General features: G+C 47.8%; 9 protein-coding genes. 7 read left to right on the top strand and 2 right to left on the bottom strand.

What is annotated here, in order from left to right:
• Positions 1-44 precede the first annotated feature (44 nt).
• On the top strand, positions 45-1,877 hold the full coding sequence (gene glmS / locus CBW65_RS04440; protein WP_087455788.1) for a glutamine--fructose-6-phosphate transaminase (isomerizing): 1,833 nt from the start codon (positions 45-47) through the stop codon (positions 1,875-1,877).
• Between the two features lie 288 nt (positions 1,878-2,165).
• Here glmS and CBW65_RS04435 read toward each other — a convergent pair whose 3' ends face one another.
• Positions 2,166-2,531 (bottom strand): HEAT repeat domain-containing protein, encoded by a 366-nt coding sequence (locus tag CBW65_RS04435; protein ID WP_232463442.1) that lies wholly within the window; start codon positions 2,529-2,531, stop codon positions 2,166-2,168.
• A gap of 607 nt (positions 2,532-3,138) precedes the next feature.
• Here CBW65_RS04435 and CBW65_RS25305 point away from each other — a divergent pair.
• The 6 genes from CBW65_RS25305 to CBW65_RS04400 all read left to right on the top strand — a co-directional run bounded on the left by CBW65_RS25305 (position 3,139) and on the right by CBW65_RS04400 (position 10,914).
• The gene (locus CBW65_RS25305) at positions 3,139-3,270 is read left to right on the top strand and encodes a TnsA endonuclease N-terminal domain-containing protein (RefSeq protein ID WP_087455787.1); all 132 of its coding nucleotides are present in this window, start codon (positions 3,139-3,141) and stop codon (positions 3,268-3,270) included.
• Positions 3,271-4,004: 734 nt separating this feature from the next.
• Positions 4,005-5,123, top strand: coding sequence for a 2-deoxy-scyllo-inosose synthase (locus CBW65_RS04420; RefSeq protein WP_087455786.1), 1,119 nt, complete (start codon positions 4,005-4,007; stop codon positions 5,121-5,123).
• A gap of 18 nt (positions 5,124-5,141) precedes the next feature.
• On the top strand, positions 5,142-5,981 hold the full coding sequence (locus tag CBW65_RS04415) for a PIG-L deacetylase family protein (protein ID WP_087455785.1): 840 nt from the start codon (positions 5,142-5,144) through the stop codon (positions 5,979-5,981).
• Positions 5,959-7,230, top strand: coding sequence for a DegT/DnrJ/EryC1/StrS family aminotransferase (locus CBW65_RS04410; protein WP_087455784.1), 1,272 nt, complete (start codon positions 5,959-5,961; stop codon positions 7,228-7,230). Before CBW65_RS04415 ends, CBW65_RS04410 begins: the two co-directional genes overlap by 23 nt.
• 178 nt (positions 7,231-7,408) lie before the next feature.
• Complete coding sequence (locus CBW65_RS04405) at positions 7,409-9,175, top strand: ABC transporter ATP-binding protein (RefSeq protein WP_157721767.1); 1,767 nt, start codon at positions 7,409-7,411, stop codon at positions 9,173-9,175.
• A complete protein-coding gene (locus CBW65_RS04400; protein WP_087455782.1) occupies positions 9,172-10,914 on the top strand; it encodes an ABC transporter ATP-binding protein in 1,743 nt (580 codons plus the stop codon). Before CBW65_RS04405 ends, CBW65_RS04400 begins: the two co-directional genes overlap by 4 nt.
• A 54-nt stretch (positions 10,915-10,968) precedes the next feature.
• Here the strand turns inward: CBW65_RS04400 and CBW65_RS04395 are convergent, their stop codons facing one another.
• Positions 10,969-12,228, bottom strand: a complete 1,260-nt coding sequence (locus CBW65_RS04395) for a M16 family metallopeptidase (protein WP_087455781.1) — start codon at positions 12,226-12,228, stop codon at positions 10,969-10,971.
• Between the last annotated feature and the right edge of the window lie 3 nt (positions 12,229-12,231).

Raw genomic sequence — 12,231 nt, 5'->3', positions numbered from 1 at the left:
CTGCAAACAGTGATCTGTCCCACAACTGAGGAGGATTTTCATACATGTGTGGAATCGTTGGTTATATCGGGAATAAGCAAGCGCAAGACGTACTGTTGCACGGCCTTTCGAAGCTGGAATATCGCGGTTATGACTCCGCGGGCATCGCGATTTTTGACAACGGCGGCGTTGAACTGAAAAAGTCGGTTGGCCGTCTGGCCAACCTCGCAGAACTGGTCGACGGCCCGGACCGCATCCACGGCTCCCAAGGCATCGGCCACACCCGTTGGGCGACACACGGCCGTCCGTCTGATGCCAACGCGCATCCGCATCAGGACAACCAAGGCAACTTCACCATCGTGCACAACGGCATCATCGAGAACTACATGCAGCTACGCGACGAATTGACCGCGAAAGGCCATACGTTCCTGTCTGAGACGGATACAGAAGTAGTTGCTCACCTGCTCGACGATATGTGGACGGGTGACCTTTTTGACACTGTTCTGGCTGTTGCGAAGCGCATCCACGGTGCGTACGCGCTGGGCATCATGACCAAGCACGAGCCGGGCAAACTGATCGCAGTTCGCAAACAGTCCCCGCTGATCGTAGGTCTTGGCGAAGGCGAGAACTTCATCGCGTCCGACATCCCGGCAATTCTCGAGTACACCCGCAACGTTTACATTTTGGATGACGGCGAAATGGCCGTTCTGACTGCCGATAAAGTGGAAACCTTCGACCTCGAAGGCAACCCGACGACCAAAGAAGTCTACGAAGTGACCTGGTCGGCAAGCGCCGCTGAAAAAGGCGGTTACGAGCACTTCATGCTGAAAGAAATCCATGAGCAGCCGCGCGCAATCCGCGACACCCTGACCGGCCGTATTTCCGAAGACGGGCAGAAAGTTGTATTTGATGAGATCGCATGGCCGGCTGGTTATGCAGAGAAGATCGACCGCATCCACATCGTCGCGTGCGGTACGTCCTGGCACGCAGGTATGGTGGGTAAGCAGGCGATCGAGCGCCTGACCCGCATTCCGGTTGACTGCGAAGTCGCGTCTGAATACCGCTACCGTGAGCCGATCGTGTCGGAGAATACGTTGATCATCGTCATCACCCAGTCCGGCGAAACGGCTGACACGATGGCAGCGCTGCGTGAAGCGAAAGAGCAAGGCGTGCGCGTGCTGGCGATCACTAACGTCGTAGGTTCGTCTGCTGCGCGTGAAGCGGACGATGTCATCTTCACCTGGGCTGGCCCGGAAATCTCCGTCGCCTCGACCAAAGCGTACACCACCCAGCTCATCTCCCTGTACCTCTTCGCAGCATGGCTTGCGCAAGAGCGCAACGCAGCGCACGTTTCGGAGATCCCGAACATCTTGAGCGGCCTGAAGCAGCTCCCGGAGCTGGCTGATATGGCGCTGCAGACCGCGCCGTCGATTGAGGCGTTTGCGAAGAACTGGGCGGAGAAAGAGCACGCGTTCTTCATTGGCCGCGGCATGGACTATGCCGTTTCGATGGAAGGGTCGTTGAAGCTGAAAGAGATCTCCTACATGCATGCGGAAGCTTATGCTGCAGGCGAACTGAAGCACGGTACCCTGGCGTTGATCGTGGAGGATATTCCGGTGATCGCGGTTGTGACGCAAGAGCAGTTGTATGATAAGACCCTGTCGAACATTAAGGAAGTGAAAGCACGCGATGCGTTCGTGCTGGCAGTGGCATTCGAGGGCGATGAGGAGATCAAGAAGTCGGTCGATCAGGTGATCGCCATCCCGCGCGTGAACCCGTTCCTGTCGCCGGTGATTTCGGTTATTCCGTTGCAGTTGCTGGCGTATTATGCGTCGGTGGTACGCGGGAATGATGTGGATAATCCGCGGAATCTGGCAAAGTCGGTGACGGTGGAGTAGGAAAAACACACAGCTAGGCTACAAATGTATAGTGACAAAAATGTTCTTTCATTTTGACTGTGTGCTGTTTGATATATCGGTGCGCAGTCTTTTTTTGTCTATGGATCGTTGATATATATTGCATAGTAAGATTTCGAAATGAATCAGGAGCAATCGGAAAATACCGACACTGTCAAATGAAAAACGAAGACTCTTGATGAGCCCTCGTTTTTTCATTTGGAAGGAATAGTCTTCCACACATTTTCTAACCAATTGTCGAATTTTAGCTCCTTTTTCCCCTCGTAAGTATCATACTCGAACAGATCTCTTCTTCTGGTATTCAGTTTTAAAATCTTTAAATGAATGTCCACTGGGGAATGAATTCTTGATTGCATCCAGCTTTTGGTTGATCCCTGAGATCAAGTTACCTTTTTTCTTTTTGGGTAACTTGACCTGCTCTCCAAAAGCTTGAAGTTTGAGAAATGCCCTATGTTTAACTTTGTACACATGATCACTCATCATACGACGCCACAAAATAAATATTGATTGACGACATTTCCATTTTCCTGATTCTTCAACTGCGTCAAGGCGAGTATTCCAACTGATTCTGTTACTTGCAGCATTTTTTAACTGCTCATTAGTCGGGGGCTTACCGACTGAAAAGTTCTGGCACATAAGGTTCCTTCTAAATACAACTATTATTATAACGAATTACCCGTAGTGATCATTTTCGAATATGCGAAACAAAAATTGAATGAGTTTATCTTGCCATATAAAACCAACTCCACTAATAAAAAAGTTAACATTATGAGTCTTGAATTATTAACGTAAATCAAAATGACAGATTCCTAGTGACAAAAATTTTAACTGTGTAGCATGTAATAATCTTGATATACAGTCTTTATTAGGAGGGCGGCTTCTTTTCGAAGCGATCTCAAGGTTGGACCGAAGATAAAATCGCCCGGTACATAAAGGAAGATAGAGGTTAAGGAGAGGGAGTTCATTATTAGCCTTGGCTTACCATTCAGGCGTGCCTTCGATTGGACGCGTGCAACGGGTCAAAGTAATAAGACAGGTCGTATCTATGAGTTGCTTTCCGACTAGGAGCGAGACTACTTCTATCTGCTAGAATGGGCAGATGAAGTGATTGACATCCGGGAACAGTACCTTTTACATAGAGAGGCAACGGTGAACATAGCGGAAGAGAAGAACATCTGGCACCAGATGGACAACTCCACTCAAACTCTGATCGTCATACAACCGATTTCCTTGTGTCAGTTCGGTGTGGAAGCAGGTCGTGCATCTTGCACGTACTGTGAAGGCTTCTGAGGAGTTGAACGTTTCCCGAACGATTGAGAAATTCGAGATTGAGAGGGCTTTCTGGGTAAGTCAATCGGTAGATTGGGAATTGTAAATGAGAATGAAATTCATAATTTTTTTGTCGGAATATTGCGTTTGTTCACTCGCGCAGGTTTGTTGACGAAAGAACTTTTTTATCCAGCAACATTAGGGACAGTCGCTTTATTTAAAGCGGATCGGTCTAACTGTTGTACCATCTTCGAAGTCAATTTCACTCCAAGGGTTTTTTCACTCCGAATTAATCGAAGTCTGCGCATCGAAAAGGGAACGGAATAAAATTACCGCTTCCATTGAGTTCCTTCATCATATTGCTAGAAAACTGCAAGTACCTTTGCACGAATTTGTAAAGAGTGAATTGGAACTCGAAGTTTCGGTAGTGCAGATGGACGTCGACGATCCGGAAGGCATCCACCAAGCGGCGAGGAAAGTCTCGGAGAGTTGGATGAACATCAATAGGGGCTTAACGGTTGACTTAGAGTCTGAGTCAACTCTAAGTTGTAAGATTGCGTTGTGACGGAGATTCGATAAGAGATTCCAGTGTTCGCTTAAAAAGCGGAGAATTTAAAGAACGATTACCCAGAACATAAATTGAGGAAAATCGAAATATAAAATAGAGGAAATTTGGATGAGGATGAGAAGTGCTGGGTTATTTATGGGAGAATACTGGAGTCTGCCTAAATCATATTTGCAAGAATCTAAAGGAAGAGACATAATAGATATACTATTATTTGTAATTTTGGTTATTGAGTGATTGAAGATCAACGCCATCATATCTGGAGGGAATAAAAGATGAGAGTATCAGAAGTGCAATTTGGCGAATATAAGTATGACTTTTACTACGGGGAACATATACTGCAAGATATCGTAAGTATCCCATCCTTAGCGAGATTGGAGCAACTTGTGATCATCGCAGATGACCAAGTGCCGGAGAGCATCGTATGTGATGTAGAAAACAGTTTGCGATCGGCTTTTAATACGCATGTCTTACGTTTTCCTGCCGGTGAAAAACACAAAGATTTGACGACTGTAGCGAAACTTGCTGATGATGTGATTGAATCCGGGGCTAACCGCAAGACGGGCATCATTGCCGTGGGCGGCGGTTTGACCGGGAACGTAGCGGGGATGGTTGCTTGTCTGCTGTTCCGCGGGTTGCCACTGATTCACATTCCGACCACGCTCATGGCCGCTTCTGATTCGGTGCTCTCACTCAAACAAGCAGTGAACATGAATCGCGGCAAAAACCTGATGGGGCAATTTTACGAACCTCTGTTTGTCTATTCCGAAATTAAATATCTTAAATCGCTGCCGATTCGCGATATTCAATCCGGGTTGTGCGAATTGGTCAAAAACTTACTTGCAATCAAGCCGGATCAAATCGGACGATTTATTAAGATCTTGCGTGAGGACAACGTTTATACGACAGAGCAGTATGAAGAATTCATTGATTTCTGTATAGAAGCTAAAACAAGCGTCATGTGCAACGACCCGTATGAACGTCATGAAGGACTGGCTTTGGAATATGGTCATACGATCGGCCATGCGCTGGAACTGGCTTGTAAAGGCGAGTACCGACATGGTGAATGTGTGGCCTTTGGGATGAGCTCTGCGGCAAAGATCAGCCAGCGCTTAGGTTTGTTAACGCAAGAGGAAGTCGATGTACATATCGAACTACTCGAACGGATCGGCGTCCGCATCAATCCGGATCCGGAATTATTTGAAACAATCAAATATTATATCAAGAACGACAATAAAAAAGGCTACCGGTCCTCACATCCAGACAAGAGCGGTTTCGTATTGCTCAACGGTTTAGGTCATGTAAACATTGAAAGCAATTCTTACATCACGTTGGTTGACGATGAGATCATTTTTGATGTACTCAAAGAGCAGCTTCAAGGAATTTTAATCTAAGCACGGGAGGCGGCATTCATGACCACCCGTTATCAAGTTATTATCATTTCTCCACATCTAGACGATGCAGTATTGTCTCTGGCCGGAACGATCTGTTCGTTAGTACAACAACAGATGTCCTGTTTAGTATTAAATTTATTTGCTGGGAAGCCTGAGGAGATCAAGGAACTAAGTGCGGTGGCTGCACAGTATCTCCAGGAGGACTTAGGAGTTGACACCGTGTCTTTGTGTGATCCGGTTCGATGGTATGAGACAAGACTGGCTGAAGACATTGCAGCGTTGGGGGCTTTGGGTGTAGATCACCAGAATCTCGATTATTTGGATGCCATTTTCCGTGGTACGCCTGCTTATTATTCTGTGGAAACGGCGCTGTTTGCAGACGTGCATCCGGATGATCAACAGTTGGTGGGGGCAATTTGCGATCGCATACCTATGTTTGGTGACCGTGAAACGCTGTTCTTCTTCCCATTGGGTGTCGGCAATCATGTGGACCACCAAATTGCGTTTCTGGCAGGTGAACGCTTGCGGCTACAAGGATATCGTGTACGGTATTATGAGGAGTTTCCATACTGTGTGAACCCTGCACAAGTATCGAAACGGATTGCAGACCTTTCCATTGGGCTGTCAGGACAGCGGGTGGACATCACTGAGTTTCTGAACGCTAAAATCGAGGCAGTCTGCCAGTATAAGAGCCAAATTGCGGCGTTGTTTCAACACGAAGAAAACATTCATGCTATGCTGCATCGGTATAGCCTGATTATTGCAGATTTTGAGCAGGACCGCTTTCTTGAACGGTTTTGGGATGTTGGTTATTACAATAGACAGGGGGGGACTTATGAAATCAGCAGTAAAAAATGAACTGAAGTGGCCGGAATGGCCACAATTCGAACAGTCAGCAATTACTAATCTGCTGCAGGTGTTTGAGAACAAGCGCTGGGCAATCAGCGGGTATTGGACCGGTCAGGAGTCGATGGAGCAGAAGTTTGCGCAAGCATTTGCCGAATATAACCAGGTCAAATATTGTGTCCCGACAACAGGAGGATCGGCCGCTCTCGTAATCGCACTCGAAGCGTGCGGCGTCGGTCACGGTGATGAAGTGATCGTGCCGGCCCTCACTTGGTTAGCAACGGCTACTTCAGTGCTTAATGTCAACGCGTTACCCGTGTTGGTTGATGTGGAGCCGGACACCTACTGTATCGACCCGATCAAGATCGAAGCGGCGATAACGGATAAAACGAAGGCGATCATCCCTGTACATCTATACGGCTGTATGGCCAACATGGATGAGATCATGCGAATCGCAGAAAAGTACAACTTGTACGTAATTGAAGACAGCGCCCAAAGTCATGGTTCCGTCTGGAATGGAAAGAAGGCCGGTGCGATCGGCCATATCGGCTGCTTCAGCATGCAACAAGGTAAAGTGCTCACTTCGGGAGAAGGCGGTGCTGCGATTACCAATGACCCTGTTCTCTTTGCACGCATGGAGCAATTGCGGGCTGATTCCCGGATGATAGTGAGCGGTCACAACCTGCACTATGGGGATATGCAACTTGTCGCAAAAGGCGAAGTGCAAGGCAAAAACTTCTGCATGTCCGAGTTCCACGCCGCTATCCTGCTTGGACAACTGGAGCTGCTCGACTCCCAAAATGCCTTGCGTGAAGCGAATGCCCGATATTTGGATAAGCAGTTAGCCAAAATACCGGGTCTCAAAATCATGAAGCGCTATGAACTGGTCGAGAAACAAACGTACTATGGGTACGCCGTTAGATTCGATCGTGCGTACTACAACGACATCGAGGCCGAGGTGTTCTGTGAAAAACTTCGGAATGAGTTGATGATGGGGAACTTCTCCTTGCATCCGCCATACCCGCCGATTCACAAAAGCAAATTGTTCTGCCCGTGGACATTGAAACGGTTTGACCCGGCAATTGCCAAAGATGAATCGTACTGGCGCTCTCTGGAACTTCCGGTATCGCAAAGTGCTGAGTTGGAATGCATCATTTTCCACCATGCTGTCTTGTTGTCCAGCCGTGATCATATCGATCTGATTGTCTCGGCATTCCACAAAGTTGCGCAGGAAGTGGAAAGCGGCAGATCTGCAATTTAATATGGGAACGGAAACAACCATAGCCCCTCTATGGAGTACGAAGCATCCTCTAGAGGGGTTATCATCTGTGCACGAATGCAAACGATTCTTAGAAATAGATCGGAATCGTAAGTAGGAATTTACACACACTGGAAGAATAGTTACGGCATGAGCGAAGTATGATTGGGGTTGATATTTGGTGAAAGGGAAAGAATCCATTCTGAGGTTTTGGAAGGTGTATTGGTGGACGATTTCGTTTCTAATGCCGTACAAACGGAAGTTGTTCGGGGTCATCGCCTTCGGGTTGATCGCAACATTGAGCGAGTTGGCGATTCCAAAGTTCATTCAGCATATCATCGATGTTGTATTAATTGAACGCGACTTTGCGGGCCTGTGGGAAATTCTGTTTATAATTGCCGGGTTGGTCGTGGTGATCGTTGCGGTCAAAGCGGTCCGCAATCTCTTGCAGCGGCAAGTGATCGAACGGGCCTCCAGCGATTCGCAACATTTGACCTTTCAACATCTGCGTAACTTAGGGGTCTCCTACTTCGAAAGAAACGCAGTTGGAGAGATTTTGTCCTTTATGAATACGCAGATGACGGCTGTTCAGCAAATCTATCGCCAATATTTGCCGGTGATGATTGAGCAAACGGTGTTCGCTGTGGTTTCTTTTATTTTCATGATGCAGATTAGCTTAAAACTCACTTTATTTGTCATTCCTTGTTTTCTTATTTACTATCTGTTTGGGCCGTGGTTTGAACGCAAAGCAGCAACGTTTGGGAGAAACTCAAGTCAGGGTTTGCGAGAGTTAAACCAAAAAATTTATGAGAGTTTGGCCGCGATGCCTGAAATTCGTGCGTTTGCCAGCGAACAGTGGGAAATGGAGCGTCTGCATGCAGCGCACCGCTTCTTCCGGAGCACCTACATGAAGTACGTGTTGTTCGCTTGGCTGAGAGGTACATTTCGGCGTCTTTCCTATTATCTGGGTGCGATCGGAATCTTCCTGTATGGCGCTTATCTTGTGCAGCATAACGATTTAAGCACCGGTGAGTTCGTTGCCTTTATCTTGTATTACTTCGCGGGGATGCATATCTTAACCGCAATTGTAACAGCAGTTACGGAGCAGCAACTGCTGATTTACCAAATTGAGCCGCTGCATCAGTTTATTTATCAAAAACCGGAAGTGGTCGAGCCGATTGTTCCGATCGAACTCGAAAGCATTCGAGGTGAAATTATATTCTCGAACGTTCATTTCGGCTATTCTGACCGCCAACCGATCTTGAAAGGGTTCGATATGCGGATTCGCGTTGGCGAGCGTGTAGCTTTGGTTGGGAAAAGCGGTGAGGGGAAAACGACGTTGCTGAAGCTGATCGGGCGTTTTTATGATCCGACGGCCGGCGAAGTGTATCTGGACGGGGTGCCGCTTCAGAAATTGTCGTTTGCTCAGTTGCGCAACGCGATCGGATTTGTGTTCCAAGAGACCTATCTGTTCAACACAAGCATTAAGGAAAACATTCGCTTTGGCAACCCGGAAGCTACGGAGGAAGAAGTGATTGAAGCGGCGAAAGCAGCCAACTGCCATGAATTTATTATGAAGTTGGAACATGGCTATGACACACACATCGGTGAACGAGGCTTCAAACTGTCGGGCGGTCAGAAACAACGGATCTCAATTGCGCGCCTGTTTATCAAAAATCCGTCCATCGTCGTACTCGATGAAGCGACTTCCGCTCTTGATAATATCAGTGAAAGCAAGGTCAAGGAAGCTCTTGATCGATTGTTTGCAGGAAGAACTGTCATTGCCATCGCCCATCGGCTTTCCACGATCCGCGACTATGACAACATCGTCTTTGTCGGCCAAGGGAAGAACTTGGAGATGGGGAATTTTGAGGACCTGATGGAACAGCAAGGTCATTTTTATCAAATGGTATCCGGCATTCATGAAGATGCAGAGGTGATCGCTTGAAAACATCAGCTTGGATTCTGAATTTGATCAAGAATATGAAAGGCGCCTTCCTGTTGTCGTTCTTATTGCTGATGTTAGAGGCCGGAACCAATTTAGCTACGACCGGGTTGCAAAAGTGGCTGATCGACGATGTGTTAATAAAAGGTCAATATGATCAACTGTTCAAGGTGGTAAGTTTATTTGCGGCCGCATTTATTAGTTACGCGGTTCTGTACACGCTTTCTCCCTATGTCATGCAGCGCAACGAACTAATTCTAATTGCTCGAATTCAGGAAAAATTATTGTATACGCTGCAAAGCATACCGTTTTCAGAATATCGTAAAAAACAAACGACCAAGTACGTCCACTATTTTAACAATGACGCGTTGCTGATCGCAGATGTGCTGGCAGCCCAAATCCCCAAAGCAATACAATCGCTGGTAACCGCTGTAAGTCTGACTCTGATCATTGGGTATATCAGTCCGGTGTTGCTGGTGATAGTGCTTTGGCTCAGCATTTCTTATTATGTGGCAAGCAAGAAGATGGGGCTAAAAACGAAGGTGATCTCCCGTGAGGTACAAGATCGCAAGACAGAGTTGCTGGTGCACATAGAAGAGGGGATCGCTTCGACCCGGGAAGTGGTCGCTTACCACAGAAGGTCATGGGAAAGCGCTATCTATAACGGCCTGTTTGAAAAGTATTTCAAGGTCGTGATGCAAGAAGGGAAACTTCAAAACAAGATTTCTTTTATCAGTGAACCTCTCAAATGGGGCACGAATATTGCGGTGATCGGATACGGTGCTTACGCAGCGATGCATGAACAGATCTCGTTGGGGGTCTTTGTCATCATGTATCAATTTTCGTTCCAGTTGGTCACCAATTACCAGCAGTTGTTTGATATCGTAATCCAACTCTACAATCGCAAAGCGCTTTTCGAACGCGTGCGTGAAGTTTTGGATTTGGAACCTGAGGCGGAAGGGCAGGAGGCGTTGCCAGTCCCGATCGATGAGGTGTGCTTTGAGCAAGTCACATTCACGTATGAAGAGGATACCAAACCGGTATTGCGACAGGTGAATCTAAGGATTCCCCGCGGTCGCAAGGTTGCCCTCGTGGGCTCCAGTGGCAGCGGTAAATCGACAATTGCTCAATTGATGTTGCGCTTGCAAGTCCCTGATGAAGGAACGATCCGCGTCAACCAAGTGGAACTGGACAGTATCAAGCGATCCGAATGGTTGAACCGATTGTCTGTTGTACCGCAAGAGCCATACTTCTTCCCCGAGACGATTCGAACCAACTTGATATTAGGACTGAGCGAGGTGTCGGATCACCATTTGCAAAAAGTTTTGGAGATGACGCGGGTCGATGACTTAATCCGCGACCTGCCCAACGGTTTGGATACGGTGATCGGCGAGCGAGGGATGACGCTGTCCGGAGGTCAGAGGCAACGGCTGGCCATTGCCAGAGCGCTGTTGAAAGACCCGGAGATCCTCATCTTGGATGAAGCGACTTCGGCGCTGGATACAGAAACGGAGTACTTTATCCAAAAGATGCTGGACTTGCACCGCGCCGGGCGTACGACCATCATGATCGCACATCGACTGTCCACCATCGTCAATGCAGACATCATCTATGTCATGGAAAATGGACGTGTCGTTGAGCAGGGCACCCATGATGAATTAATGAAGGGAAACACCGTATACAAACGACTGTTTACCGCACAAGTGATGAATAACCAGAACGAAATGGTCAGCATTCCCTAGAGCTGAATTCAAAAAAAGAGCCGTGGTTGTGTCAACTCAACCCACGGCTCTTTTCTATGGAGTTTGATTCAGAACTTGATACAGGCGCTCGATTTCATCACGGTGATCGTCATTTCCGCCAATAAGCCCGATTCCCAAATGACAGGACCCGTAGCAAGTTCTATACAGTTCGTTTACTTGATCCAAGGTTACCGCCGAAATTTGCTCCAGAAAGGCTTCAACTGCTACATCCTTCCCTTGCATGATCATGCGCCCAAGCCACTTCATATAATCGTTGGCAGAGTCTAACATCAGGTGATGTTTTAACTCCAGATACTTTTTGATCCCTTGGAGTTCTTGTGCTGTGAAGCCATCGTGCAGAATCTGATTTAACTCAGAAAAGACCAGTTCCAGCACCTTCGATGTGTTTTTCTCTTCGAAAGTGGTTACCAAGTTCAGCACTCCGTATCCTGTCGTCGGCTCATAGGAGCCTTCGATTACATAGATCATGCGATGGCGTTGGCGTAAGGAAGCGTAGAGACGGGAGGTACTGGTACCGGCGAGGAGTTCCTTCAATACCTTGGCCACCGGGAAGTCAGGATCGAACGTTCCGGGCATCGGAATGCTAAGACCCAAGGTGGTCAATTCATTTTCAGAAGGCTGGTGTACGATTCCAAACTGACAAACAGGCGGATCGATCACGATTGGCACATAAAGGTTGGACTCTGCAAATGCAGAATCCTGCAACACCTCTTGAATGACGGCAAGTACTTCTTCTCGCGTAACGTCGCCCATCACTTGCAGCAGCAATCGATCCGGGTCGATCGTGTTCCAGAACTGAGAGACGGCGGACGCTGTGATCGCTTCCAAGTCATCCGGTTCTCCGCCGATAAATGCGGAGTAGGGATTGTTTGCGCCGAAGAGCCCTTGCTCAGACAGGACGTTCGCCCAGACATCCGGGTACTCGCTGTATTCAAGCAATTCACTGCGGATGCTCTGCTTCTCCACTTCCACACAATGGGGATCGACGTGGGAATTACGGAACAGTTGAAGGAGTAATTTCAGATCCTGCTTCCATGTGCCATGATGTACGCGCATTTGATAGCGAGTCATTTCTCTGTAAGTAGCTGCATCGACTTGTCCACCTACGCCCTCCACAGCCGTCATCGGAACGATGGTCTGCCCGGCCAGTTCCACTTGGCGTGTGAAAAATAAGTGCTCGGCTACATGGGAGAGCCCGCGCATGTCAGAGGGGTCTTGAAAGGCTCCAACAGGGAGCCAGAGCAGGAGATTGACCGTCTTGGAACCAGGATTTGGATAGCATCGAACGTTCATTTC

The sequence above is a fragment of the Tumebacillus avium genome (assembly GCF_002162355.1).
In the GTDB taxonomy this organism is placed as follows: Bacteria; Bacillota; Bacilli; order Tumebacillales; family Tumebacillaceae; genus Tumebacillus_A; species Tumebacillus_A avium.
The sequence above is the reverse complement of the archived record's forward strand: the minus strand, read 5'-3'. Positions and strand labels throughout refer to the sequence as shown.

What these genes read in the sequence shown, in the direction of transcription:
- CBW65_RS04410 (WP_087455784.1), top strand. Translation starts at nt 5,959, where the DNA reads ATGAAATCAGCAGTAAAAAATGAACTGAAGTGGCCGGAATGGCCACAA.
- CBW65_RS04415 (WP_087455785.1), top strand. Translation starts at nt 5,142, where the DNA reads ATGACCACCCGTTATCAAGTTATTATCATTTCTCCACATCTAGACGAT.
- CBW65_RS04395 (WP_087455781.1), bottom strand. Translation starts at nt 12,228, where the DNA reads ATGAACGTTCGATGCTATCCAAATCCTGGTTCCAAGACGGTCAATCTC.
- CBW65_RS04420 (WP_087455786.1), top strand. Translation starts at nt 4,005, where the DNA reads ATGAGAGTATCAGAAGTGCAATTTGGCGAATATAAGTATGACTTTTAC.
- CBW65_RS04435 (WP_232463442.1), bottom strand. Translation starts at nt 2,531, where the DNA reads ATGTGCCAGAACTTTTCAGTCGGTAAGCCCCCGACTAATGAGCAGTTA.
- glmS (WP_087455788.1), top strand. Translation starts at nt 45, where the DNA reads ATGTGTGGAATCGTTGGTTATATCGGGAATAAGCAAGCGCAAGACGTA.